This window comes from Flagellimonas meishanensis, from assembly GCF_019880545.1.
In the GTDB taxonomy this organism is placed as follows: Bacteria; Bacteroidota; Bacteroidia; order Flavobacteriales; family Flavobacteriaceae; genus Flagellimonas; species Flagellimonas meishanensis.
The window spans coordinates 1,346,219-1,372,967 of record NZ_JAINVW010000001.1; the positions used below are offsets into that span (position 1 = coordinate 1,346,219).

General features: G+C 42.7%; 26 protein-coding genes. 23 read left to right on the plus strand and 3 right to left on the minus strand.

Features of this window, described 5'->3' with window-relative positions:
* The first annotated feature begins 20 nt into the window (after positions 1 to 20).
* From metF to K7G75_RS06080, 6 genes are all read left to right on the plus strand, one after another.
* The gene (metF, locus tag K7G75_RS06055; RefSeq protein WP_222983318.1) at positions 21 to 974 is read left to right on the plus strand and encodes a methylenetetrahydrofolate reductase [NAD(P)H]; all 954 of its coding nucleotides are present in this window, start codon (positions 21 to 23) and stop codon (positions 972 to 974) included.
* A gap of 19 nt (positions 975 to 993) precedes the next feature.
* A complete protein-coding gene (locus K7G75_RS06060) occupies positions 994 to 2,094 on the plus strand; it encodes an acyloxyacyl hydrolase (protein ID WP_222983319.1) in 1,101 nt (366 codons plus the stop codon).
* 76 nt (positions 2,095 to 2,170) lie between these two features.
* Positions 2,171 to 2,902 (plus strand): head GIN domain-containing protein, encoded by a 732-nt coding sequence (locus K7G75_RS06065; protein ID WP_262420250.1) that lies wholly within the window; start codon positions 2,171 to 2,173, stop codon positions 2,900 to 2,902.
* Between the two features lie 65 nt (positions 2,903 to 2,967).
* Entirely contained in the window at positions 2,968 to 4,056 is a 1,089-nt protein-coding gene (locus K7G75_RS06070; protein WP_222983321.1) for a serine hydrolase domain-containing protein, read from the plus strand.
* A 123-nt stretch (positions 4,057 to 4,179) separates the two neighbouring features.
* Complete coding sequence (locus tag K7G75_RS14825) at positions 4,180 to 4,806, plus strand: helix-turn-helix transcriptional regulator (RefSeq protein ID WP_313777819.1); 627 nt, start codon at positions 4,180 to 4,182, stop codon at positions 4,804 to 4,806.
* A 63-nt stretch (positions 4,807 to 4,869) separates the two neighbouring features.
* On the plus strand, positions 4,870 to 7,191 hold the full coding sequence (locus tag K7G75_RS06080; RefSeq protein WP_222983322.1) for a TonB-dependent receptor: 2,322 nt from the start codon (positions 4,870 to 4,872) through the stop codon (positions 7,189 to 7,191).
* Here the strand turns inward: K7G75_RS06080 and K7G75_RS06085 are convergent.
* On the minus strand, positions 7,184 to 8,647 hold the full coding sequence (locus K7G75_RS06085; protein WP_222983323.1) for a pyridoxal phosphate-dependent decarboxylase family protein: 1,464 nt from the start codon (positions 8,645 to 8,647) through the stop codon (positions 7,184 to 7,186). The genes K7G75_RS06080 and K7G75_RS06085 overlap by 8 nt on opposite strands.
* A gap of 192 nt (positions 8,648 to 8,839) precedes the next feature.
* Between K7G75_RS06085 and K7G75_RS06090 the strand changes: the two genes are divergently transcribed.
* Genes K7G75_RS06090 through K7G75_RS06105 form a run of 4 tightly spaced genes read left to right on the plus strand, consistent with a single transcriptional unit; the run spans position 8,840 to position 10,763 of the window.
* Entirely contained in the window at positions 8,840 to 9,073 is a 234-nt protein-coding gene (locus tag K7G75_RS06090; protein WP_222983324.1) for a conjugal transfer protein TraF, read from the plus strand.
* 38 nt (positions 9,074 to 9,111) lie between these two features.
* Positions 9,112 to 9,843: a hypothetical protein gene (locus K7G75_RS06095; RefSeq protein ID WP_222983325.1), complete on the plus strand. Its 732-nt coding sequence runs from the start codon at positions 9,112 to 9,114 to the stop codon at positions 9,841 to 9,843.
* On the plus strand, positions 9,840 to 10,103 hold the full coding sequence (locus tag K7G75_RS06100) for a DUF2024 family protein (RefSeq protein WP_222983326.1): 264 nt from the start codon (positions 9,840 to 9,842) through the stop codon (positions 10,101 to 10,103). Before K7G75_RS06095 ends, K7G75_RS06100 begins: the two co-directional genes overlap by 4 nt.
* 54 nt (positions 10,104 to 10,157) lie before the next feature.
* On the plus strand, positions 10,158 to 10,763 hold the full coding sequence (locus tag K7G75_RS06105) for a MarR family winged helix-turn-helix transcriptional regulator (protein WP_222983327.1): 606 nt from the start codon (positions 10,158 to 10,160) through the stop codon (positions 10,761 to 10,763).
* Between the two features lie 36 nt (positions 10,764 to 10,799).
* Here K7G75_RS06105 and gldA read toward each other — a convergent pair whose 3' ends face one another.
* Positions 10,800 to 11,693: a gliding motility-associated ABC transporter ATP-binding subunit GldA gene (gldA, locus tag K7G75_RS06110; protein ID WP_222983328.1), complete on the minus strand. Its 894-nt coding sequence runs from the start codon at positions 11,691 to 11,693 to the stop codon at positions 10,800 to 10,802.
* Positions 11,694 to 12,140: 447 nt separating this feature from the next.
* Here gldA and K7G75_RS06115 point away from each other — a divergent pair, with 447 nt between their 5' ends.
* From K7G75_RS06115 to K7G75_RS06135, 5 genes are all read left to right on the plus strand, one after another.
* On the plus strand, positions 12,141 to 12,971 hold the full coding sequence (locus K7G75_RS06115; RefSeq protein ID WP_222983329.1) for a prephenate dehydratase: 831 nt from the start codon (positions 12,141 to 12,143) through the stop codon (positions 12,969 to 12,971).
* The gene (locus tag K7G75_RS06120; protein WP_222983330.1) at positions 12,968 to 14,110 is read left to right on the plus strand and encodes a pyridoxal phosphate-dependent aminotransferase; all 1,143 of its coding nucleotides are present in this window, start codon (positions 12,968 to 12,970) and stop codon (positions 14,108 to 14,110) included. The genes K7G75_RS06115 and K7G75_RS06120 overlap by 4 nt, the downstream gene beginning before the upstream one ends.
* Before the next feature lie 3 nt (positions 14,111 to 14,113).
* Positions 14,114 to 14,980, plus strand: a complete 867-nt coding sequence (locus K7G75_RS06125; RefSeq protein WP_222983331.1) for a prephenate dehydrogenase — start codon at positions 14,114 to 14,116, stop codon at positions 14,978 to 14,980.
* A 1-nt stretch (position 14,981) separates the two neighbouring features.
* A complete protein-coding gene (locus K7G75_RS06130) occupies positions 14,982 to 16,064 on the plus strand; it encodes a bifunctional 3-deoxy-7-phosphoheptulonate synthase/chorismate mutase type II (protein ID WP_222983332.1) in 1,083 nt (360 codons plus the stop codon).
* 128 nt (positions 16,065 to 16,192) lie between these two features.
* Positions 16,193 to 16,867 (plus strand): head GIN domain-containing protein, encoded by a 675-nt coding sequence (locus tag K7G75_RS06135; protein WP_222983333.1) that lies wholly within the window; start codon positions 16,193 to 16,195, stop codon positions 16,865 to 16,867.
* 65 nt (positions 16,868 to 16,932) lie between these two features.
* Here K7G75_RS06135 and K7G75_RS06140 read toward each other — a convergent pair whose 3' ends face one another.
* Positions 16,933 to 17,373 carry a hypothetical protein gene (locus K7G75_RS06140; RefSeq protein WP_222983334.1) on the minus strand — a complete coding sequence of 147 codons (441 nt, stop codon included), beginning with the start codon at positions 17,371 to 17,373 and terminating at the stop codon, positions 16,933 to 16,935.
* A gap of 94 nt (positions 17,374 to 17,467) precedes the next feature.
* Between K7G75_RS06140 and rsgA the strand changes: the two genes are divergently transcribed.
* From rsgA to rlmN, 8 genes are all read left to right on the plus strand, one after another.
* A complete protein-coding gene (rsgA, locus tag K7G75_RS06145) occupies positions 17,468 to 18,409 on the plus strand; it encodes a ribosome small subunit-dependent GTPase A (protein WP_222983335.1) in 942 nt (313 codons plus the stop codon).
* Positions 18,406 to 18,858: a D-aminoacyl-tRNA deacylase gene (gene dtd, locus K7G75_RS06150; protein WP_222983336.1), complete on the plus strand. Its 453-nt coding sequence runs from the start codon at positions 18,406 to 18,408 to the stop codon at positions 18,856 to 18,858. The genes rsgA and dtd overlap by 4 nt, the downstream gene beginning before the upstream one ends.
* Before the next feature lie 79 nt (positions 18,859 to 18,937).
* Entirely contained in the window at positions 18,938 to 20,839 is a 1,902-nt protein-coding gene (locus tag K7G75_RS06155) for a DUF3857 domain-containing transglutaminase family protein (RefSeq protein ID WP_222983337.1), read from the plus strand.
* 5 nt (positions 20,840 to 20,844) lie between these two features.
* The gene (locus K7G75_RS06160; protein ID WP_222983338.1) at positions 20,845 to 22,863 is read left to right on the plus strand and encodes a transglutaminase family protein; all 2,019 of its coding nucleotides are present in this window, start codon (positions 20,845 to 20,847) and stop codon (positions 22,861 to 22,863) included.
* A gap of 4 nt (positions 22,864 to 22,867) precedes the next feature.
* Complete coding sequence (locus K7G75_RS06165; protein WP_222983339.1) at positions 22,868 to 23,194, plus strand: nucleotide pyrophosphohydrolase; 327 nt, start codon at positions 22,868 to 22,870, stop codon at positions 23,192 to 23,194.
* A 70-nt stretch (positions 23,195 to 23,264) separates the two neighbouring features.
* Positions 23,265 to 24,494 (plus strand): 3-phosphoshikimate 1-carboxyvinyltransferase, encoded by a 1,230-nt coding sequence (locus K7G75_RS06170; RefSeq protein ID WP_222983340.1) that lies wholly within the window; start codon positions 23,265 to 23,267, stop codon positions 24,492 to 24,494.
* A gap of 86 nt (positions 24,495 to 24,580) precedes the next feature.
* Positions 24,581 to 25,630: a tRNA preQ1(34) S-adenosylmethionine ribosyltransferase-isomerase QueA gene (gene queA / locus K7G75_RS06175; RefSeq protein WP_222983341.1), complete on the plus strand. Its 1,050-nt coding sequence runs from the start codon at positions 24,581 to 24,583 to the stop codon at positions 25,628 to 25,630.
* A 76-nt stretch (positions 25,631 to 25,706) separates the two neighbouring features.
* Entirely contained in the window at positions 25,707 to 26,747 is a 1,041-nt protein-coding gene (rlmN, locus tag K7G75_RS06180) for a dual-specificity RNA methyltransferase RlmN (protein ID WP_222983342.1), read from the plus strand.
* The last annotated feature ends 2 nt before the right edge of the window (positions 26,748 to 26,749 follow it).

Below are 26,749 nucleotides of genomic sequence, written 5' to 3' on the forward strand. Positions count from 1 at the left end.
AGGAATGACAGAAAGCATTTATGAAAGTAACCGACCATATAAAAAAGGCGAAGGGGGAGACGCTCTTCAGTTTTGAGATCATACCCCCGGTAAAGGGAAAGAGCATTCAGGAACTTTATGACAATATTGATCCCTTGATGGAGTTTGAACCCCCATTTATTGACGTGACCACTTCTCGCGAGGAGTACGTGTACATTGACCGGGATGGGCTGTTGGATAAAAAATTGACCCGTATGCGCCCCGGGACTTTGGGCATTTGTGCTTCCATTAAGCACAAATATGATGTGGATACCGTGCCGCACGTGCTCTGTGGGGGATTCACCAAGGAAGAGACCGAATATTTATTGGTAGACTGTCATTATTTGGGGATAGACAACGTGATGGCCCTTCGTGGTGATGCCATGAAAGAGGAAAAGTATTTTGAGCCCACCAAGGGAGGGCACCGTTTTGCCTCGGATTTGGTACGACAGATTCGGGATATAAACCGTGGCAACTATCTGCACGAGGTGATAGAAACCGATTACTGTGCCAATTTCTGCGTGGGAGTGGCCGGATATCCCGAAAAACATATGGAAGCCCCTTCCCTGAAATCAGATTTGAAGCGGTTGAAGGAAAAAGTGGACCTAGGGGCCGATTATGTGGTGACCCAAATGTTTTTCGATAACAGAAAATTCTTCGAATTTGTGGATGCCGCCAGGGAGATGGGCATCACTGTTCCCATTATTCCCGGGATAAAGCCCATTGCGGTGAAAAGGCATTTGCAGTTGCTGCCCCAAGTGTTTCGGGTGGATATTCCCCAGGACCTTGTTGACGCGGTTGAGGCATGCAAATCCAACCGGGAAGTACGCCAGGTCGGGGTGGAATGGTGCATTCAGCAATCCAAGGAATTGAAAAAGGCAGGGGTGCCCGTGCTCCATTTTTATTCCATGGGAAAATCAGATAATATCAAAGCCATTGCGCAGGAGATTTTTTAATTTCCTACTTTAGTGTCCCATGAAGTACCTACTGAGCATTCTTACCTTGTTTAGTCTTTTTTATGGTTTTTCGCAAACCCAAGAGGAGCCCAAAAAGTATGTTTTGGATGCCAGCCAGTTCTACGGATCCATCTTGTTGCACAATCCGGATATTTCCCATTTGATTACCGAACATCCCGGAGGGATCATACTCGGGATCAATAGAAAAACCTACGGACATAAGGATTGGGAATCCAGATTCGGATACCCCGATACGGGCTTTTCCTTTGTGTATCACGACACGAACAATTCCACATTGGGCACGCACTATGGTTTGTATGCGCACTACAATTTCTACTTTTTAAAAAGAAACCTTCAATTTAGAATTGCACAGGGCTTGGCCTACAACACCAATCCCTACGACAAGGACGAAAATTTCAGGAACAACGCCTACGGTACCCATTTGCAAAGTTCCACCTTGGTGATGTTCAACTACCACAAGGAAAATTTGTTCGCCGGATTGGGCTTTAAGGCGGGAATCTCGCTGATCCATTATTCCAATGCCAATTTCAAGGCCCCCAATACATCAACCAATACAATCGCCTTTAATGCGGGACTTACCTATGATTTGGATGCGGGCGAAACGCATGAATACCTGCCATCCAAAACTGGAGAAAAGATAATCGAGCCCATACGGTATAATCTCGTTTTTAGGAGCGGGGTGAACGAAAGCGATGTGATTGACCTGGGCCAATATGGTTTTTGGATTCTTTCGGCCTATGCCGATAAGCGATTGGGGAGGTTAAGTGCCATTCAAGTGGGCACCGATGTGTTCTTTTCCAATTTCTTGAAAGAGTTGATTCGGTTTCAATCCACATCGTTCCCGGAATTGGAGGTGGCTCCCGATACCGATTTTAAACGGGTAGGGGTGTTTTTGGGCCATGAACTGTTCGTAAATAAAATGAGCGTTATCACGCAATTGGGTTATTATGTATACTATCCCTTTGATTTTGAGGGGCAAGTGTACAATCGAATTGGGTTAAAGCGATACTTTGGGGATAAGGTTTTTGGGGCCATTACCTTAAAATCGCATGCCGCCAAGGCGGAGGCGCTGGAATTTGGAATAGGGGTTAGATTATAGATTTGAGATGTTGGATTTTAGAAAAGTTAGTAATGGTCATCAAGTCATTTTGAGCGCAGTGGGGAAATCTATTGTATTGCTTTTTGCATTCCTGATATCTTGTAACGGGGAGAACACCTTGGATTGTTTTCAAAATGCCGGGGATTTGGTAAGGGAGACCGTGGATGTGGATGAATTTGGAACCATTACTGTTTTTGAGAATCTCAACTTGGTTATGAAACAGGGGGATGAGCAAAGGGTAGAAATAGAAACCGGCGAATTCCTTCGCAATGAAGTAACCGCAGAGGTTGAAAATGGACGGCTCATCCTTCGAAATGAAAACAATTGCAATTTTGTGCGCGATTATGGTCTTACGACGGTATATGTGACCGCACCCAATATTTCTGAAATACGAAGTAGTACCGGACTTTTAATTTCCAGTGATGGGGTTTTGGACTATCCGAGCCTGTCTTTGATCGCAGAGAGTTTCAACAACCCTGAAACCGAGACCACGGATGGTTCTTTCGATCTAGATTTGAACTCCGAGACCGTCAGAATTGTGGTAAATGGGATTGCGTTCTTTCAACTTAGGGGCACCACAACAAATTTCTCGGTTACTGTGGCTGCTGGCGATAGCCGAATTGAGGCAGAAGGTTTGGTCGCGAATCATGTTAACTTGAACCATCGGGGATCTAACGATATTTTCGTCAATCCCCAACAACGTATTGAAGGTGTCATTCGCGGTACCGGAGATGTCATCAGTGTGAATCGACCCCAAGAGGTTGATGTGGAGGAACTATTTAATGGGAGATTGATTTTCAGGGACTGAAAATTCGTGTTCCACTTTACTTTCTTTGGATTTCTCACTATGTTCGGAAAAGCAAAGCTGTACAGTTGAATCCACTTTTTACCTATCTAAAGCATTTGTTTTCCGGCAGCCCAAAGATTAGATCTTTGGAGCATCTCCAAGGTCTGGGGAAGGCAGATACGTTATTCCATAATTTGGTTGCGGAGAAACAGCTTCCAGGTATAGGTGTCACCTTACTGAAACAAGGAGAGGTTTTGCTTCAAAAGGGCTATGGATATGTGGATATGGATGAGAAAATCCCGGTGGAGCCAAATACTACCATATTCCGTATTGCAAGTATTTCCAAATGCATTACTGGTCTGGCCCTTGGGAAAATGATGGAAGAAGGGTTGTTGGAACTGGATGCCTCTTTTTATGAGTACGTACCGAATTATCCTAAAAAGAAGCATGATTTCACTTTAAGGCAATTGGCATCACATACAGCAGGGATCCGGGGCTATCGTGGCAAGGAATTCGCGTTGAACAAACCCTATTCCGTCAAGGAAAGCATTGAAGTTTTTCAAAATGACCCTTTGGTCTTCGAACCCGGCAAGGGTTATCTGTACAACAGTTTTGATTTTGTACTGCTGTCATTGGCCATGCAAGAGGCGGCGCAAATACCTTTTGAAACCTATGTGAAGCAAAAAATACTGGATCCGTTGGGAATGAAAAACACCTCATCTCCCCAGATCGGAAGTGTTGGTTCCAACACAGTTGAGAATTTGGCCCGGTTTTATACCAAGACCTCAACGGGTTTTAAAAAAGCGGTGGCTGTTGACAACCATTACAAAATGGCAGGCGGAGGCTTTTTGTCCACCAGTGCTGACATTGCCATACTGGGACAAGCCATTTTGGATGGTAAATTGCTTAAAAAAGAGACCTACGACCAAATTTTCTCCTCTCAACTTGTAAACGGGAAGCCAACCTATTATGGTCTTGGATTTCAGGTGAGCCAAGATGCACAGGGCAGACATTTTTTGGGCCATGTCGGCAATAGTGTGGGAGCTTACACCAATTTTTTTGTGTACCCAGTGGAGGAAGTAGTGGTTTCGGTGTTGATCAATTGCACGGATCCTAAAGTACAGCACGATTTGGATGGGGCTATCAATGCTATTTTGAGTTTGTCAACTTCATAAAATTTGCGGAAATTTATTCAAACGATTGTTTTGAGACTCAGCATTGTTTTTATATGGGTTCTATTATGTGCATCGACGACTAGCTTGCTTGCCGGTGAACAAAGTCATCTTTTTGCCCATTTCGTGTCACAACAACAGCCTGATGACGGACTTTCCTCCAAAGAATTAAGGAAGTTTAGATATTTTGAGCAGAGGCTAAACGATGCATCCCTGTCCCAAAATGAAAAAGAAGCACAATTAAAAGATTACGCTAGGGACTCCATCCAAATCCTAAAGGTAAAACTCATTGCGATTAAAGTGTTGGATGAGCGAAACCTGTTGCGTCGCGATATTCAGGAAAATCCAGAATTTTACAGTGCCTTCTTGCAAAAGCTCAAGGACAGCGATATTCCCCCTAATGAATATTTGTTTTTGGAGGAAAAGATGGCCCATTTAAATCTGCCCATCCTTCAAAGAAAATTGAGCTGGAGTACCGGTTTTAATGTTGGCCTTTTGGTCCTAATCTTTCTATTTATAGGATTGGCCATATGGTATTGGCGCTCTCAACATAAATCGGGTACAGTGACTCTCAGCAAACAAGAAGCCTTGGTAAAAAATCTTATTCTTCAGGGAAAGAGCAACAAGGAAATCGCCAATGAACTTTTCATTAGTTTGAGTACCGTAAAGAGCCATATCACCAATATTTATACTAAGCTACAAGTATCTGGAAGGCAGGAACTTTTACAAAATAGCACTGGGACTAGTACCTAAATCAGACCGGTTCAGCTTTCGTTTTTTTTATTTGTCCTTTACTTTTCCCCAAATTAGACTGTTTTGAGATGTCTTTTCTTGATTTCTTTTTTGGTGGCCATCGGCGTTCACGGTCAGGAATCATTTAAGTTAAAAGGAAATGTGACCGATCTTGAAGGAAACCCAATTCCAATTGGCGATGTATTGCTATATGATGAGCAAGAGAATGTCCTGATTCGGTATACAACCATGGTTGATGGTCATTTTTATTTTGAAAATGTTTCTTCCTCTACATACAATATAAAAATTTCTTCTTTGGGGTTTAATGACTTTAAACGAACGGTCAATTTGAATAAAGACATTGATCTTTCCATACTGCTTGAAGAAAAGGCTACCCAGTTGGATAATGTGGAATTAGTGGTCTCTAAAAATCCAATTACGACCAACAACGGCAATATTACCATTGATGTGAGCAATCCGGTGTTCTCTTCGCTTGCGGATCCATTGGATGTATTGTCACGATTGCCCAATGTCCAGATTTCTCCTGACAGGGAATCGATAACTGTTATCGCAAAGGGAACCCCCCTGATTTATATTGGAAGGCAGCGTATTGAATTTGAAGAGTTTATGGCCCTGTCGGTAGATGCCATACAAAGCATTGAATTGATCAATAATCCATCTGCAAAATATGAGGCTGAGGGAAGGGCCGTCTTGGTGGTTACACTTAAAAACAATGTTGAACGCGGAACAAAGATCAATCTCTCTGAAACGCTTTCTTCGCGAAAAAATCTTAACAATTACTTCAGCGCAAACGGAAATCATTCCAATGGAAAATGGAATCTGCGTGCAAACCTCAATTATAACCAATTGGGACAATGGGAAAGCAACTCATTTGCCTTTGACATTCCAACCGAGGACATATTTTCCGATTATCTGGTGCTGGTTTCAAAAAACAACAGAACACAAATCAATGCCGGGCTTGGTTGGTATTTGCCTTTATCGGATAAGGACTACCTTTCGCTGAACACTACCTTGCGCCGTCAAACGGACAAGGCTCCCATTGACACCGAGACCTTTCTTCAAAATGGGGGCCAACAAGATTTTATTCTCACGGAAACGAATAATGACAATAGCAAGGTGTATGAAAGTGCCAATCTCAATTTCAACAAAAAACTAAGCCATAACTTAAATCTTTTTGCCGGCCTTCAATTTTCGCAATTTACCCAGAAGCTGGCCTCGGAAATATCAAATAACTTTAACAATACCGCTTTCCAACTGGACCAAAAAAGAAACCAACGATACCGAATCGGTGCCTTGGCCCTTCGAATAGACATGGAACATGAAATTACTGAAGGAACGAAAGCTGAGTTTGGAGGTAGTTGGAGCAATATTAACGCGGACGCATTTACCTTGATTGAGGAACCACCGACCTTGGCTGGGGACCTGACCCAGTATGACTATCAGGAATCGCTCTATGCGGCCTATTTTGATTTGAGTTCCAAAATGGGGGATAAACTGAGTTTCAATGTTGGGGCAAGAACCGAGGATAATCGGGTGACTGGAATACTGAACAAGGATGAACAACCTTTGATTGAAAGGAACAACTTCAGATTATTTCCAAAAGCAGGTGTTATTTATCAGCTAGATAGCACGAAAACGCTTTCTATAAACTACGCCAAGGCAATCACAAGACCCAATTTTTCTCGAACAAGCACCATAGCCGTGTTCATCAACCCCTTTTTGGAAGGTACCAATAACATCAATATTTTGCCCACATTGACCCAAGAGGTCACGTCCAACTTACAGCTCAAGGGAAAATCAATATTTCTGGGAATTTATAGGAATACCAATCCTGTTTCTTTTGCAATAAGTTTTGAGGAGGGTGATGGCGCGGCCACCTTATCACCCATCAATTTGGATAAGGAAATGGGGATGTATTTGGGGGCAACCCTTCCTTACTCCCATAAAAAATGGACCACAACAAATACGATAAGCATCAATTATAATAAACTTGAGGACAATGGCGCAGAACTGTTGGAGACAAAACCTTATCTGTATGCATATACGAACCATCAATTCCGAATCGCCAGGGATACCGTTGTTTCATTGGGTGGTTGGTATTTGTCAAAGAGGAGGGAAGGAATTTTTCAACGCAATTCACTGTTATTCTTGGAGGCTTCGATAACCAAAAAAATTGGCTCTTTTGATTGTGCCCTTCGTTTTAACGATATTACAAGAGGATTGAATTTTGAAGAACGCTATTCCATTAATGGCATTGAGGCAGAGGGAATTTATTTTGGCGATGCCCGCGAAATGGCAGTATCGGTCAAGTATAGTTTTGGGAAGAACAAATCCTCTGATTTCAAAAACAGGGACGTTGATGAAAACCTCGATAGAATCAACTAGGGGTAGAAGGAGCTTCCACATTTTTCTTTTCCCATTGCAAGGCAAAGTGTTCACAGAGCTCAAAAGTTTCCTTTACGTCATCCAAAGTGGTTCGGGGATTGATCAAACACATACGCAGAACCACCTGGCCATGTAAAATTGTGGTGACCAAGAGCGCCTTTCTGGATGAGACCACCTTTTCCGAAATATATTGGTTGATGGTGTCCAGTTCTTTTTCACTGTATTTTTTCTTTATAGGGTGGTACCTAAAGTTGATCACGGCCAGTGTGGCCGGAAAAACAACTTCCCAATATTTACTGCCCCGTAGGATGGATTCCACCTTTTCGGCCAATTCTATATTATAGGTAATGGCATCACGAAACTCCTTAAGCCCAAAAGTCTTTAACGACATGTAAAATTTCAGTGCCCGGAACCTGCGCGTCAATTGAATACCGTGATCATAAAAATTGATCTCTGAAGTGTTCCCCTCGATATCGCGAAGATATTCCGGTTTTTCAGTAAAAGTATGACTGAGGTGTTTGTGGTTGCGAACCAACAAGCAGCCCATTTCATACGGTTGAAAAAACCATTTGTGCGGATCCACGGTCAATGAATCGGCCTTTGCCATGCCTTTCATCAGGGGTTTTCCTTTTTCGGAAATATAGGCTACGGCACCATAAGCTCCATCAATATGAAACCAGATATCCTCCTTTTTGCAGATTTTGGCCAGTTCCGAAAGGGGATCTACGGTTCCTGTGTTCGTAGTACCCGCGGTGGCAATAAGGCAAAAAGGGTGCAATCCCTGCAATCGGTCCTTTGCAATGCAATTTTTTAGTTTGTTCACAGCAAATTTCAGCTCATTATCGGTGGGGATGACCCTGATTTGGTCTTTTTTGAACCCCAGTACACGTATGGCCTTGATATTTGAAGAGTGGGCCTGGTCGGAAAGATAGATGACCGCCTTGGAAAAATCGTCACCGCATTTTATTCTACGGGCCGTGGCCAGGGCCGTTAAATTGGCCATGGAACCACCACTGGTAAAAATACCGCCACCTTTTTTCTTGGGAAAACCGAATAGCTTCAACAACCATTGTATGGTGATGATTTCCAGTTCCGCTGCTGCCGGTGAGGCCACCCATCCTCCAGAGAAAATATTGTATCCGGTAGCCAAAGCATCGGCCATTACGCTCACATAATTGCTTGGACCGGGAACAAAGGAGTATGCTTTTCGATGTGAAAGATTCGTGCTGTTGGTCATTACCTTTTCCAAAACAAAGTCCAAAACTTTATTGGGATCCATGCCATTTTCAGGAGCTTCTTCCAGAAAGAGAGAGTCCATTTCCTCACGGGAACCCAGGGCAACGGGAAGCTTTTCATGTTGGGTGGTCTGGTGTTCCACGATGGCGTCAACCACACGATAACCATACGTTTTCATGGTATTTTGAGGTAATTCAAGCCTGGCCGGATTCTTCTTCATGAGCTAACGGTTTCTTTGTGTGGCAAAAATACCACAAATGGGATGGTTCTGGATAGAAATGCAAAAAAGCTTGAATGCCTAATTGGCGAAAGTATGCCCACAATCATGTTAAAATTGGGTAATTAGTTTTAATAGTTAGGAATCCTAATTATATTTGTTCTTTAATAAATAGTAATCAAATTCAATGTAATTATGGAAAAAACAATTTTTTATCATGCCGGGTGCCCGGTATGTAGGAGTGCAGAAGAAGAAGTTATCGACCTGATTGGAAAGGAAAACCTGATTGTGGTCCATTTGGGAGAGCAAAGGGAACAAATCGGAAAAGCGGAAACCTTCGGGGTTAAATCTGTACCGGCCCTTGTGACCGGCAAAGGCAATGTACTTCATATCAATTATGGGGCATCCATTGAGGAAATCAAAAACTAATATAACGTATAAAGTTAGGAATCCTAATATAATTGATTATGAAAACATTTAGATCTTTTATTGTATTTGTTGCGCTGTTGGGCTTTGTATTGACTTCGTGTGCCCAAAAGGACCCATATCATACGGCAGATTTTAATATCCAGTCCGTTGAGGTATCCCATCTTCCCAATTTGGGAGTTACGGTTTGGGAAATCATGGTTGAGGGAAAAGCGGGACAAACTGTTCCTGTTCCGGTAGGTCAATTGGATGGTGCCCCGGTCTTGGGCTATGTTTTTCCCACCAGTTTGCAATCAACCGATGTCCAATTTGGAAACACTGAGGGTATTGTAGCCTTGGCTCTGACTTCACATCCCGATTTTGATGACACTCCTTTATGGGATGAGAACAGCGATGCGATTTTTGATAATGATGGAATTATTTGGCACCCGCATTGGGTAATTTTGGTCGAAGATGCTCGTGTTGAAGGCGGGTTGTCCGTAAAACAATTCAAAAAAGCAGATGAGACCGTGGTATTGCCGCCGACAAATCCGGGCATGCCAATGTATATGGATTCCCCTGGGCATCCGGTAACTTTGCAACAAAACGCCATTAGGGTAGTTGTGCCTGATTACAGGATCAACAATAGAACCGATTTTTCGTATGATGGTGTTGCCGCTTTTATGAAGGTCAATACCAGTGATGAAAAGAAACCTATGCTGGGTGTGTACAAAGTATACAGTGTGTCAAGCGGGGATTTATCGCTGCCCTACAAAGTAGTACTTAAAAAATGAGGGTAGCAGTTTGGGATACTTATGTGCAGAGAAATGATGGGTTGGTCATGCATTTTGACATACTTGTTCCTGATGATTTGGAAAATGAAGAGGTCATTTTCAGGTTTGGAAAGGAGTACTTGAACACCAAACCTTTTGCAACTGGGAAACTTTCTGCCGAGGAATGTCGGTTTTGCCACATGGAAGTTGCTCCCTACCAGGTGGTTGAGCAAATAAATAAGAAAGGTTACTTCGTAATAGAAATGGAAAACTGTTCCTAATTTAATTAGGAATACTAACTTTGCCTATCGGTAAGCCGGTAGGCAAAGCTTATTATGAACAAGAGCATATTTGATCCAGAGTATCAGCAGCATGACCTTTCAAGTAAGATCATTGCCGGATTGGAGCGCATATCACAGGCGTTCAAGGTCTTGCTGTGGGAGCGGGCCAAAAACTTGGGAATAAGCCCTATCCAGATACAGATTTTGATTTTTGTGGCACATCATAGGATAGCATTGAACAACGTTAGCCTTTTGGCGCAGGAGTTCAATGTTAGTAAACCTACTATCAGTGATGCCGTAAGGGTGCTTCATGAAAAAGGACTGATAGTGAAGGACCATTCCCATTCGGACAATCGAAGTTATTCCATTTTTCTCTCGGATGAAGGAAAGAAAATTGTGGCCGGAACCGAAGATTTTGCCACCCCAATGGCCAATATGTTACAACACATTTCAAAAGGGGACCAGGAAAGTCTTTTTAGCGCTATAAGTAAATTGATCTATCAGTTGAACCAGCAGGATATTTTGACGGTCCAGCGCACCTGTTTCGCCTGTAGATTTTATGAGCAGGGAGGGGAGGAGCATTATTGTCGTTTGCTAAAAAAGCGACTAAAACATTCCGATATACGATTGGACTGCCATGAATTTGAAGCCAAGTTGTAGGCAACTCAAGGTGCATACAAGGTTAAACCCAGAAAGTTAGCTGGTCAATTCCGTGAACAGACTCTCCAAATTCCTGTTCTTTCTGCTTAATTGAAGTGTTTTCAATTGGTTGTCATGGGCAAAGTCGAAAACAGCGGGACGCATGTCCTTATCTGTTTTAAAATGAATTTCGTATACAAAACCACTAACATTCTTGACGTCGGCCACATGGGGTATCTGTTTTAGTAGCACCTCTTCCACGCGATAATCGAACTCAACAATAATGATCTGCTCTCCAGTTGCCCGCAGCTCATCCAGTTTTTTGTCGGCCACCAGCTTTCCTTTGCTTATGATGATGACCCGATCGCATATTTCCTCCACTTCTTTCATTATGTGTGTGGAAAGCAAGATGGTTTTGTGCCTGCCAATATCCCGGATCAGTTTTCGGATTTCCATCAATTGGTTGGGATCAAGGCCTGTGGTCGGCTCGTCCAGGATAAGTACTTCGGGGTCGTGCAAGAGTGCTGCGGCCAATCCCACACGCTGTCGATACCCCTTGGACAACTGGCCAATTTTTTTATGGGATTCAGGAGCAAGTCCCGTTAGTTCAATCACCTCGCCTATCTTGTTTTTTGACACGCGGTGCACTTCTGCATGAAAGGACAGATATTCCTTCACGTACATTTCCAGATACAACGGGTTGTGTTCCGGAAGATAGCCAATGCTCTTTTGTGCTTCCCGTTCGGCAGTGAGCACATCAAAGCCATTGACCTCGGCATTTCCGCTGTCTGCCATATGGTAGGTTGTCAAAATTCGCATCAATGTGGATTTCCCAGCCCCATTGGGCCCCAAAAATCCAACGATTTCCCCCTTTTTTATGGAAAAGGATACGTCGTCCAATGCTTTTTGCGCACCAAAGTTTTTGGTAATGTTCTGGACAGAGATTGACATGCCTTAATCTTTGCTTTCAAAAATACACTTTTGGCGCATATATTGGCCCATGGAAGATTTGGAGACCCATAGCTATGGAACCCATTCAATGGTTCATAAAAGTCAGATTCATAAAAAAACCACGTTTACTCAAAATAATTTGCAACAAACTTGAATTTTTTAGAGAAAATTCAAAAAAAGTGTATCAGGTCTGTACTTTTTCGTTTGAATGGCTATCTTAGCCATAAGATTAGTTGAAAAATGACAACAACGTATTTCTGGAACGGATTCTACTTTTACTTCTTTTTTAAAAGAGGTGTGGGACTGTTCTGAATACGATTAAAGTATATCATCACATAAAGTCCCGGTTAGAGCGGGGCTTTTTTTTTGAATGAAATCCAAATGGGCAATAGCCAATCTGGGGATGAAATTTTTCCCGAAGCTGTTTCGGGTCAAAGCAACATAAAAATGTCTATAAAAGTAGCGATACAGGGAATAAAGGGGTCCAACCATCATCAGGTGGCCATAGATTTTTTTGGCCATGACATTGAATTGTTGGAGTGCCTGTCCTTTGATGCAGTGGTGGACCATTTGCTGACTGGAAGGGCGGACAAAGGCATCATGGCGATAGAAAACTCCATTGCAGGATCTATAATTCCAAATTACAATCTGGTGTACCATAACAATATTCACATCATCGGGGAACATTATTTGAACATCCACCACAATTTGATGGTGCTGAGGGGCAGTACCATTGAAGATGTCCATGAAGTCCATTCGCACCCCATGGCCCTTTTGCAGTGCATGGAGTTTTTAAAATCGTACCCACATATAAAAATGGTGGAAAGTGTAGATACAGCGGAGACAGCGATGCGCATCAAATTGGGTAAGTTGGCCAATATTGCTGCAATTGCTCCAAAAATGGCGGCGGATCTGTACGATTTGGATATTATTGCTCCTGAAATACAGACCATTAAGAACAATGCAACACGATTCATTATCCTAAAAAAACAGAATAAAGTGCTGCCCAAGGAGGAAATCAACAAAGCATCACTTCGGTTCATTACGGACCATAAGAGGGGGAGTTTGGCAACGGTGTTGAACGTGATGAGCGATTGCAACTTGAACCTGACCAAGATTCAGTCGCTACCGGTGATAGAGACGCCATGGAAATATGCCTTTTTTGTGGATGTCACTTTTGAGGAATACGACCATTTTACAAAGGCCAAATCGTTGTTGCAGATCATGTCGGAAGATTTTCGGGTTTTGGGAGAATACAAAAATGCCCTGCTAATATGACCACGGCGGATAGATTGGAAAGCGTACAGGAATACTACTTCTCCAAAAAGTTGAGAGAGGTCAGGTCTCTTATGGAACAAGGCAGGCCCATTATCAATATGGGGATTGGGAGCCCCGATTTGGCACCATCCCCTGAGGTGCTCAAAACATTGACAACGGCCATTGCCGATACGGGAGCACACCAATACCAAAGTTATCAGGGTCTTCCTGAGCTTAGAAGGGCCATTGCCGATTTTTATCAAAGAAAGTTTGACGTTTCGGTTGATGCTACCCATGAAATATTGCCTCTAATGGGTTCCAAGGAAGGTATTATGCACATCAGCATGGCCTTCTTGAATCAAGGTGACCAAGTGCTTTTGCCCAATCCAGGATATCCCACTTATGGGGCCGTGACCAAGCTTGTAGGGGCAGAACCCATATATTACGACCTTAAGGCCGAGAATGATTGGTTTCCCGATTTGGAAGAACTTTCCAAAATGGATTTGTCTAGGGTAAAATTGATGTGGGCCAGTTATCCACACATGCCCACAGGTGCTACGGCATCAATATCCCAGCTGAAAACCTTGGTGGATTTTGCAAAACGGCACCAGATACTTCTGGTAAACGATAATCCGTATAGCTTCGTGCTATCCAAAAACCCAACAAGTATTTTGTCCATTGATGGGGCGATGGAATGCACCCTGGAGCTTAACAGTCTCAGCAAGACATTTAACATGGCAGGTTGGCGAGTGGGAATGGTTTTGGGAAATTCAGCTTTTATCAATGCCATTCTCAAGGTGAAGAGCAACATGGATTCTGGGATGTTCTATGGTATCCAAAAAGGAGCCGTGGTCGCCCTGCAAAGTGGTGCCGAATGGTTTGATGCACTGGACGAGGTTTACAATAAGCGCCGGGAGCTTATGTTCCAATTGGTGGAAAAATTGGGCTGCGAATACGATAAAAATGCAGTAGGTATGTTCGTATGGAGCAAGTTGCCAAAGAACGCCCTTCCGTCGGAAGCGTTTATCGATCAGGTACTCCATAAGAAAGACATTTTTATTGCACCCGGGACCATTTTTGGAAGTAATGGAGAAGGATATATTCGATTTTCACTGTGCGTGAAAGAAGAAAAAATCAAAGAGGCCATTGAAAGATTTTAGATTATGAACGTAGTTGTCATCGGAATTGGATTGATTGGAGGTTCTTTTGCCAAAGACCTGAAAAGACTATATCCCAATGTCAACATTGTGGGTGTTGATAAAAACGAGGCACATCTTGATGAAGCACTGGAACTCCAGATCATTGATGAAAAAGGGGGTTATGGAACATTGGCGCAAGCCGATGTGGTTTTTGTGAGCATACCCGTCGATGCCATGGTCCGGGAGCTTCCAAAAATTTTGGATGCCGTGGGTGAGGAGACCGTAGTCATGGACGCTGGATCTACTAAAGAGTTGATATGCCAATCGGTGGCCCAACATCCGAAAAGAAGAAACTACATGGCCTGTCACCCAATTGCGGGAACCGAGTTTTCGGGGCCTTCCGCAGCTATGGAAGGATTGTATGAGGGCAAGACCAACATAATTTGCGAGGTGGAGAAGACTGCCTTTAAACTCCAAGAGCGTGCCTTGGCCATCTTCCAGGACATGAAAATGCGGATACGGTACATGAACCCAGAGGCGCACGACAAACACATTGCCTATGTGAGCCATCTTTCGCATATCAGTTCCTTTATGCTGGGCAAAACGGTGATTGAAAAAGAAAAGAACGAGCGTGATATTTTCGATATGGCGGGCAGTGGTTTCGAGAGCACGGTGCGACTGGCCAAAAGTTCCCCTGAAATGTGGACGCCCATTTTTGAGCAGAACCGCGACAATGTGGTCGAAACCTTGGAGGAGTACATCCAGAACTTGGAGACATTCAAACAGTTGTTGCTTCAAAGGGATTATGAGAACGTATATCGTGAAATGAGCGATACCAACAGAATAAAACAGATTTTAAAAGGAATTCCACTTACAAAAAATAGAACATAGTATGGAAAACAATAAACAAATGAGGAAATGGCTGGATGATATGAATCTTCCACATCCATTGGTGATAGCAGGTCCGTGCAGTGCCGAGACCGAGGAACAGGTATTGAAGGTTGCCCATGATCTGAAGGATACCGATGTGAACTATTACCGTGCCGGAATATGGAAACCCAGGACCCGTCCTGGTAATTTTGAAGGGGTGGGTGCCATAGGATTGAAGTGGCTTCAAAAGGTAAAAGAGGAAACGGGACTGAAAACCGCCACCGAGGTTGCGAACAGAAACCATGTAGATCTGGCCCTGGAACACGATGTTGACCTACTTTGGATAGGCGCCCGCTCCACGGTTAGCCCATTTATAGTGCAGGAAATCGCTGATGCACTGAAGGGAACCGATAAGGTTGTTTTGGTAAAGAACCCGGTCAATCCCGATCTTTCCCTGTGGCTTGGGGCCGTGGAACGACTCCATTCATCAAACATTGAAAAGTTGGGGGTCATCCACAGGGGATTTTCAACCTATGAAAAAACCAAATACAGGAACATACCCGAATGGCAATTGGCCATTGATCTGCAGACTCGGTTCCCGGATCTGCCCATCATAAACGATCCAAGCCATATCACCGGCAAAAGGGATATGATCTTTGATGTGTCGCAGACCGCATTGGATCTTAATTTTGACGGATTGATGATTGAAACTCACTGTGATCCCGACAATGCATGGAGCGATGCTGCCCAACAGGTAACCCCAGATAGATTGGTCCAGATCATGAAAGATCTCCGAATTAGAAAAGAAACCGACGAACAGGCGGAATACAACAGCAAGTTGAACAATCTTAGGGCCCAGATAGATGTCATTGACAATCAATTGATCGAGATCATGGGCAAAAGGATGAAGGTCTCGGACGAAATCGGAGCGTTGAAGAAGAAAAGAAACGTTGCTGTTTTGCAAAGCAACCGATGGAATGCCATTTTGGGCAATATGATTTTGGAGGGCGAGCAGCGCGGACTGAGCGAAGAGTTCATTTTGCGCATGTTCAAGGCCATTCACCAAGAATCCATCAACCATCAAGAGAAGATCATCAACTCCTGAGTAATGGTCTAATTTGACCTAAATGCCATTCAAATCCCCAAAAAAAGGTTCTTGAATGGCTTTTTTTCGCCCCATACTGTAACAATTCATTTTGGAGCGCATCTTTATAAAAATTAAACACCGGTGAAATGAAAAAAGCATATCTATTTTGTTTGTTGTGGCTGCCCTTTTCTGTTTTTTCCCAAAGGATAATCGATACAGAGGTTGGTGAATTCGATACCATAAAGGTTTTTGATTTGATAGAGGTCAATTTGATTCAGTCCGACGAAAACAAGATCATGATCAAAGGCTGGAACGTGGATGATATAACATGGACCAACAAGGGTGGCGTGCTCAAGTTGAGAATGCAATTGGACAAAAAGTTTCGAGGAGAGGACACCATGATCGAGGTCTATTATACCGATTTGGACGTCATAGACGGCAACGAGGGAGCCCAAATAACCTGTAACGAAATGGTGAAAAAGAGCAAGATCGAGCTGCGGGCACAGGAAGGCGCGCGCATACATATAGGAATGGATGTGGATTATGTGGATGTAAGGGCAGTGACCGGGGGAACAGTGGAAGCATCGGGATTGGCCAAAAACCAAAGCATAGTTCTGAACACAGGGGGTATATTTGAGGGAAGAAAACTGAGGACAACAAACACTGCGATCAAGATTTCCGCTGGGGGCGAGGCGGATATTTTCGCTTCTGAAGAGGTAGATATTAATGTGATGGCGGGGGGTGATGTCACGGTATATGGAAAGCCCTCAAAAGTGAACAAAAGGACTTTTGCCGGAGGAAGGGTTCACTTCAAACACTAAAAACAATGAAAACAAAAAAGCCCTTTGCAATCGCAAAAGGCTTTTTTGTTTAGGAAAAGGATCCATTATTTCCTGAAAATGTATCGGGTAATAAAGATACCCTGGCCATCTCCTTTGCCGCCTTCACTTTCAACGCCACTTACCACAAAGGCAAGTTCCCATCCATTGGTGATCATGTCATTGATCATGGAAGTGATCAAGGCATCGTTGGCCGCAATATTTTGAAAACGGATACCACCCAAATTGTAGAAGTTCAGCAATTTGGTCTCTTCAAAGTTCTTTACCCGAATTTCGCTTCGGTCAGACTTGTTTCTTGTGTTGTCATCTTCCGTCTGAACACTGGTAAACTCTTTGTAATCTTTGTTCTCAAGTGCATTGATGATTCGGGACCTTCCCAAACCATTGGGCACGATGGATTCCACACTAGTAATCACCTTGTACTCTTGCGCATTGGCGCCAAACGTTGCAGCTAGGGCTATCACTGCTAGGAATACGATTTTTTTCATAATTTGATTATAATTGATTATTAACTCTGTTAACAAAGATATACGTACAAAGCCCAAGATTATTGTTTCTTTGTAATCAAAATGTCAACAAATAGTGCAGGGAACTGTTTATAAATCCACGGGAAGCTGGTATTCCGTAAAGGCCCAGGATGGTAATTTTTATGATTGTCGGATAAAGGGAAAGTTTCGCATGCAGGATATCAAGAGTACCAATCCCATTGCCGTGGGTGATCATGTGGAGTTTGATTTGGAGCAGGCCGGGGACGAAACCCTTGGCATAATCACCGAAATCCATGATAGAAAGAATTACATCATCCGGAAATCCGTAAAGCTCTCCAAGCAAACCCATATCATAGCCGCCAATTTGGACCAGGTCTTTTTGCTGGTCACCTTGAACAACCCCACCACATATACCATATTCATAGATCGTTTTTTGGCCACCGCGGAGGCCTATGATATTCCCGTTGTGATTTTGTTCAACAAGATAGATACCTATGGCAAGGATGAAATTGAAGAGGTGGACCATCTGTTTCAGTTGTACAGCGAAATAGGATACCATTGCCTTAAAATAAGCGCCAAGACAAAACAAAATGTAGAAAAGGTCAAGGAACTGATGAAGGACAAGACTAGTATGTTCTCTGGCCATTCCGGCGTGGGGAAGTCAACCTTGATCAATGCGGTGGAGCCGAACATGGAACTTCGGACCGCCCAAATATCCGAACAGCATCAACAGGGACAGCATACCACCACTTTTGCGGAAATGTACGATCTTTCTTTTGGGGCAACGATCATTGATACCCCCGGAATAAAAGGCTTTGGCATTGTAGATATGGAAGCCGAGGAGATTGGGGATTATTTTCCGGAGTTCTTCAAGCTTAAATCGGCGTGTAAATTCAATAACTGTTTACATCTTGATGAACCCAAATGTGCGGTCAAACAAGCTTTGGAGAATGATGCACTAGCTTGGAGCCGTTATCGCAGTTATGTACAGATGATAACAGGTGAAGATGATGATAATTTTAGGGATAGGTCATGAGGGCGGTAATCCAAAGAGTGTCCAGGGCAAGTGTAACGGTCGATGGCAAGTTGGTCTCATCGATAGAACTCGGGCTTCTGGTTTTGCTGGGCATTGAGGACGCAGATGGAAGTGAGGACACGGAATGGCTGTCCAAAAAACTGGTGAACCTTCGCATTTTCAATGACGAGCAGGGTGTAATGAACCGTTCCATAGTTGATGTGGGTGGGGATATCATCGTAGTAAGCCAGTTTACCCTGCATGCTCTTACAAAAAAGGGTAATAGGCTCTCATATATAAAAGCGTCCAAACCTGAAATTGCAATTCCTATCTACGAAGGGTTTGTAAAAGTGTTGGAAAAAATTCTCGGTAAAACCATTGGCACCGGGGTTTTTGGAGCCGACATGAAGGTGGAATTGCTTAACGATGGTCCGGTAACCATTGTGATAGACTCCAAAAGGAGGGAATAAAGCTTTTCGTCTATTTTATTTTCCTTTTTGTAAGAAATTAGGCATATTAGCACCAGCTAAACCAACCTATATTTCTTTAATGCGATTACCCCACGTACTACTTCTTTTCATAAGCTTTCAATTGTCCTTTTCCCAAAACTATAGTTATCAGGCAATTCCGCAGGAACTGCTTCAAAATGCAGATGCTGTGGTAAGGAATGATGAAATGAGAGTGGTTATTCTTAGGCAAGATTTGATGGAAGTTTCAACAAGGAGGGTCGTCACAGTTTTGAACGGACAAGGAGATAGATTTGTCAAAGCCTATATGTTTTATGACAACAACGATAAGATTAATACACTTGAGGCCCGAGTATTTGATAAGACCGGAAAAGAAATAAAGAAGATAAGGCAAAAGGATTTTTTTGATCAAAGCGCAGTAAGTGGAGGCACTTTGTATTCTGACACACGAATACTGTATTTGAGATACACGCCGACCCACTATCCCTATACTGTCGAATTCACTAGGGTATATACTACTTCCAACACAGCATTCAGTCCTTCATGGAATTTTTTGGATGGATATCGGGTTAGCACACAACAGAGCAAGTTTACCTATAGGGTTGATTGTAATATACCATTCAGATTTAAAGATTCAAATTTGGAGGAATATGAAATACAAAAGAAAATATCTGAAAACCAGATTCAATATTCGGGAAGTAAGTTGAAGGCACTTGAGGCAGAACCAATGTCTCCACCTTTTTCTGATTTTGTGCCCAATGTGAGAACTTCAATCTCCAGATTTCATTTGGAAGGAGTGGATGGTGTTGCAACAAGTTGGCAGGATTTTGGCAAATGGATGCACGACAAATTACTTATGGGAAGGGATTATTTAGACCCTCAAACAATCAAAACCATGGGAGCCTTAGTAAAAGACATTGAAGACCCCTATGAAAAAATTCAAAAAGTATACGAATATGTTCAGGACAACACAAGATATATCAGCGTACAATTGGGAATTGGCGGTTGGATGCCTATTAGTGCTGACGAAGTTGATCAGGTCAAATATGGAGATTGTAAGGGATTGAGCAACTATACCATGGCTCTTTTAAAAGCTGTAGGAGTAGAATCATATTACACCGTACTCTATGCGAGTAATAATGGTCAAAAAAGGAGTATAGACCCTGATTTTGTATCGCTTCAAGGAAATCATGTTTTTCTCAATATACCATTAGAAGAAAAAGAACTTTGGCTAGAATGTACCAGTCAAGTAACACCCATAAACCATTTGGGGACGTTTAGCGATGACCGCAAAGTATTGAAAATCACCCCTAATGGAGGCGAGATAGTCCAAACTAAGACATACGGCGATGAAGAGAACCATCAGGTAATAAAAGCAGAGTTTTTTGTTGACAATACAGGAACGATTCGGGGTGACATGACCATACAGTCCGAAGGCATACAGTATGATCAAAAATTCAGAAATACATTCAAAACCAAACTGGAACAAGAAAAGTTCTATAAAAATCATTGGGACTATTTGAACAACATATCGTTGAGGGATATTTCTTTTAAAAACGACAAAACAGCCATTCAATTTCAGGAGAACATAGCCATTGAAATAGAAAATTATATCGCCGATTCCGATGGAAAATTACTTTTCGCTCCAAATATTGTAAATAGAAATTTTGAGGTACCCCGTAAAGTAAAGGAAAGAAAAAGAGATCTTGTTATAGCACGTGGATATCTGGATGAAGATGAAATCATCATTCATCTTCCAGAAGGGTATAGAGCAGAAACACTGTTTGCCCCGCTTTCGTTGGAAACAAAATTTGGAAGCTTCAGGGCAGAGATTAGTGAAAAGCGTCCTGGAGTTCTTCTGTATAAAAGAGAAATTTTAGTGCAATCTGGCTACTATCCAAAAGAAGAATATCAAGCCTATCGGGACTTTTGTAAAAAAATTGCCCAATTTGACAATTCAAGAATAATAGTTATCAAACCTTAGTTAATATGAAAATCAATGTTGCCCTTTTATTGTTGCTTATTACAAATTATACCGTTGCCTTGTCCGAACCCGATTATAAGTTTGGAAAAGTTTCCGAGGAAGAAATAGCAGAGACAAAACATCCCTTAGAACCTGAAGCTGAAGCTGCAATTCTTTATAAAAAGGAAAGGGTTTATTACGACTATAACATTGACAAGGGATGGTACATTACAAAAGAGTACCATTACCGCATAAAGATTTATAACAAAGAAGGATTTAACTGGGCCACACTTCAAGTGCCTCTGTATGTTTCAGGTGGTGATGAGGAACGAATTTCTTCTGTCAGGGGGTATACTTTTAATTTAGTGGATGGTAAAGTTGAGAGCGAAAAACTACAGAAAAATGGGGTCTTTGTAGAAGAAGTCAACAAGTTCAGGAACAAGGCCTCCATTACGATGCCAGAGGTTAAAGAAGGTAGCGTATTAGATATTGAATATAATGTTTCGTCTCCATTATATTGGTACTTGGATGATTTTTTATTCCAATATGATATTCCAGTAAACAATGTTTATTTGCGTTTGGATATTCCGCAGTATTTCTTTTTTAAAAGGTACGGTAAAGGTTACTATCCCATTAAGTTAGATGAGTCCAAGGAGAGAAGGTCTATCAAGATAAATTATAGGTCTAATAATGAAGCAGATCAATTGTTGGGGAGAACCCATAAATCAGGTAGTATTGATTTCGATGAAAATGTTTATGAGGTAAAGGCAACAAATCTTCCTTCGCTTAGGGAGGAGGCGTTCACCAACAATATTAATAACTATAGAACAGCTTTAAAATTTGAATTAGCTTCCACACAGTTTCCCAATCGCCCCTACAAGAATTATAGTTTGTCATGGGAAGATGTGGCAAAGTCCATATACGACTACGACGATTTTGGACCGGAGCTTAGCAAGACTAAATATTTCGAAGAAGACATCAGCAAGCTTTTACAAGGAGAAATGGCTATGAATGAGAAAATCATGTTGATTTATAATTTTGTGAAATCCAGAATGACATGGGATGGCTATTCGGGAGTAGGTTGTTCTAAGGGAGGAATCAAGGAATCTTATAGTGAGGGTGTTGGTAATGTTGCAGACATCAATCTTATGCTAACATCCATGATGCGATATGCGGGTATAAAAGCCAATCCAATTTTGGTCAGTACTAGATCCCATGGCATACCTCTTTTTCCTACAACTGATGGGTTCAATTATGTCATTTGTGGAGTTGAGGTCCAAGACAATGTTATACTTCTCGATGCGACCGAGAGAAATGCATATCCAAACATTCTTCCTAACAGAGCGTTAAATTGGATGGGTCGACTTGTGCGGGAAGATGGAAGTTCTTCAAGTATCAACTTAGTTCCTGTAGATTTATCTCAAGAGACCCATTATCTGCAGGTTCAGATCAACCAAGATGGATCCGTTGAGGGGAAATCGAGAACTCAATATTCCAACCAATTCGCAATGTCGGTTAGAAACAATATTGATACCGTTGATGAAACCGTATATATGGAAAATCTGGAAACTGAGTATGGCGAAATGGACATTACGGAGTACGATTTGAAAAATAAACGAGACTATTCAAAGCCACTGATAGAAAGTTGCTCTTTTTCTAGAGAAAATCAGTGTGAAATCATCGGAGAAGATATTTATTTTAAACCCATGCTGTTTTTGGCCAAAACAGAGAATCCATTTAAGATGGAAAAAAGGATTTACCCAGTCGATTTTACGTTTCCAAGACAAGAAAAATACATCATTGGGATAAATATACCTGAAGGTTACAAAGTCCAAAGTTTGCCTGAAAATGTTACCGTTCAACTACCCGACAATCTAGGAAAGTTTTCATTCAATATTATGTCCAATGGAAATACTGTTAATGTCAATGTTTCCTCAGAAATCAATTCGGCCTTTTTTCCGGCAAATTACTATGATGTAATCAAAGAGTATTACAAGAATTTGGTAGAAAAGCAATCAGAAAAGGTAGTTTTGTCTAAAATCTAGATAAATGAACATTGAAAACGCCCAAAAGGCCGTGGATGAATGGATCACAAACCACGGGGTCCGGTACTTTAATGAACTGACCAATATGGCCCAACTTACCGAAGAGGTGGGTGAAGTGGCCCGGATCATTGCACGCCGATATGGGGAACAGAGTGAAAAGGAGTCAGACAAAAACAAGGATCTGGGAGAGGAGCTGGCCGACGTGCTTTTTGTTGTGTTGTGTCTCGCCAACCAAACCGGTGTGGATCTTCAGAAGGCTTTTGACAAAAAACTGGAACTCAAGGCAAGGCGGGATCATGACCGCCATCAAAATAACAAAAAACTGAAATAAAGTTATTCCTTAAAAAGGACTTTAGTAGCGTTTTTTCTAGCTTTGGGGATTCAATCAAAACAGCAAATTTTTGAAACTCCAGCTTTCCGCCCCAAAAGACAAGACTTTTAAAAAAGCCATCCAGATAACGGGCTCCAAAAGCGAGACCAATCGCCTGTTATTGCTACAGGCCCTTTTCCCAAACATTGATATTGAAAACCTGTCCAACTCGGATGATGCCCAAGTCATGCAAAAAGGACTCAAAACGACATCAGGGGTTGTGGACATCCACCATGCAGGTACGGCCATGCGCTTTTTGACAGCCTATTTTGCTTCCCAGGAAGGAAAGAACGTGATTTTGACAGGCTCAAATCGGATGCAGGAACGGCCAATCGCCGTGTTGGTGGATGCACTTCGGGATTTGGGCGCATCCATTGCCTACGAAAATAATGAAGGATATCCACCTCTGAGAATCACTGGAAAAAAAATCGTTGCCAACAAGGTGTCATTGCCCGCAGACATTAGCAGTCAGTATATTTCTGCATTGCTGCTGATCGCACCAAGTCTGGTGCACGGCCTGAAATTGGAACTTGTAGGAAAGATAACCTCCGTCCCCTATCTAAAAATGACATTGGCACTTCTAGATCAGATTGGGGTTCAGACATCATTTAAGGGCAACCATATTAAGATAATCCCCGCGGAAAAGGCGGGCAATAACAAATTGGTGGTGGAATCCGATTGGAGTTCCGCCAGCTATTTTTATAGTATCGCAGCCCTCTGTGGCGCGGGCACCCAGATTGAACTATCTTCTTATAAGAAGGACTCCTTGCAAGGGGACAGTATTTTGAAGGATATCTATACCGATTTTGGTGTGGAAACTGTTTTTTCTAAAAATACCATCTTGCTTAAGAAAACAAAGGAGGTCCATTCGTTCAAGGTTAATTACGACCTTTCCAATGCGCCTGATATTGCCCAGACCTTGGCCGTCACATGTCTCGGATTGGGCGCGGGATGCCATCTTACCGGATTGCATACCCTTCCAATTAAAGAAACGGATCGTTTGGCCGCACTTCAAACGGAACTGACCAAATTGGGGGGAACGGTACATATCGATAATGAAAGCCTTACATTGGAACCGGTATCCAAACTTTTGTCCAATGTGGCGATAGACACCTACAACGACCACAGAATGGCCATGGCCTTTGCCCCCTTGGCCGCAAAAATAGACCTGAGCATCAACGATGCAGAAGTGGTATCCAAGTCCTATCCCGATTTTTGGAAAGACCTTTCGGCGCTTGGTTTTGGCATAAAGGAAATCTAATGGGGATTTAATCACCAAATTACTTGACATCCCCCTGAACGAGGTTGTATATTTGCGGTCTTTGAAAAAAACCAAAATAAGCCTGAATGAAATTATCGAACTTCAATTTTGAACTGCCCAAGGAGTTGTTGGCAGAATACCCCTCTGAGAACCGTGACGAATCCAAACTTATGGTGCTGCACCGTGATTCTGGAAAAATTGAACATAAAATGTTCAAGGATTTGATCGACTATTTTGACGAAGGGGATGTTCTGGTATTGAACAACACTAAGGTTTTTCCTGCACGACTTTATGGAAACAAGGAAAAAACAGGAGCTCGAATTGAGGTGTTTTTGCTTCGTGAGTTGAATCAAGAGCAGCGTCTTTGGGACGTATTGGTAGATCCAGCTCGAAAAATCAGGATTGGGAACAAGCTCTATTTTGGGGATGACGAAAGTTTGGTGGCTGAAGTAATAGACAACACCACATCAAGGGGAAGGACATTGCGGTTTCTTTATGATGGTTCATATACCGATTTTAGGAGAAAACTGCGTGAACTCGGTGAAACACCGCTTCCAAAATACATAAAGCGCGCCGTGGAGCCCGAAGATGAGTTGCGCTATCAAACCATTTATGCCAAATACGAAGGTGCCGTTGCAGCACCCACTGCCGGACTGCATTTTTCCAAGCACTTGTTAAAGCGTCTGGAGATAAAGGGAATCGATTTTGCCGAACTTACCCTACATGTTGGCTTGGGAACCTTCAACCCTGTGGAAGTGGAAGATCTGTCCAAACACAAAATGGATAGCGAAGAATTGGTAATCGACGAAAAGGCAACGGAAATAGTCAACAGGGCCAAAAGGAAAAGGAAAAAAGTATGCGCCGTGGGCACCACGGTGATGCGTGGTTTGGAAAGTGCCGTGTCTTCAGAGCATACGCTGAATACTTTTGAGGGATGGACCAATAAATTCATATTTCCTCCTTACGACTTCAGTATTGCCAATTGCATGGTCACGAATTTTCATTTGCCAAAGTCAACTTTGTTGATGATGATTTCCGCATTCGCCGGTCATGATTTAATGAAGAAAGCCTACAAGCAGGCCATTCTGGAAGGGTATCGTTTCTATTCCTATGGAGATGCCATGCTCATCCTGTAAGAGGTAAAAAATATATCACCGAGAATCCCGTCGGTTTCAAAACTGATGGGATTTTTTTGTGGCTATATTTGCACAAATGAAAGGGGACAAAAGGGACATACGGGCACTTACCAAAGAGCAGCTGCGCGCATTTTTTGAGGACAGGGGAGACAAGGCCTTTCGCGGCAACCAGGTATATGAATGGCTATGGCAAAAGGCCGCCCATACTTTTGATGCCATGACCAACCTGTCCAAGGAAACACGGCAGATGCTGGAGGACAACTTTGTCATCAACCATATAAAAGTGGATACCATGCAGCGAAGCTCTGATGGCACCATTAAAAATGCCGTGAAGCTTCATGATGGTTTGGTGGTGGAATCGGTACTTATTCCTACCGAAACACGAACCACAGCCTGTGTCTCCAGCCAGGTGGGATGCAGTCTGGACTGCCGTTTCTGTGCCACATCACGCCTAAAGCGGATGCGCAACCTGAATCCGGATGAAATCTACGACCAGGTGGTGGCCATTGACAATCAAAGTAGACTATATTTTGATAGGCCATTGAGCAACATTGTTTTCATGGGAATGGGCGAACCTTTGATGAACTACAACAATGTATTGAAGGCGATAGCGAAGATCACCTCACCGGAAGGATTGGGCATGTCACCAAAACGTATCACGGTTTCCACCTCCGGAGTACCTAAGATGATCAGGAAAATGGCCGATGAGGAGGTCAAGTTCAAACTGGCGGTTTCCCTCCACTCCGCCATCGATGCGGTGCGCACCTCCATCATGCCGTTCAATGCCACTTTTCCTTTAAAGGATTTGAGGGAAGCCCTGGAATATTGGTACAGCAAGACCAAGAACCGGATTACCTATGAGTATGTGGTCTGGAAAGGAATCAATGATACTCAGGAGGCTGTGGATGCCCTGGTCAGATTTTGCAGGTTTGCCCCCTCCAAGGTCAATTTGATAGAGTATAACCCTATTGACGATGGTGAGTTCCAGCAAGCGGATGATTTGGCCATAAAGATGTACCAAGATACACTACAGGACAATGGCATTACGGTAACTGTACGACGTTCTAGGGGCAAGGATATCGATGCGGCCTGCGGCCAGCTGGCCAATAAGACCTGATT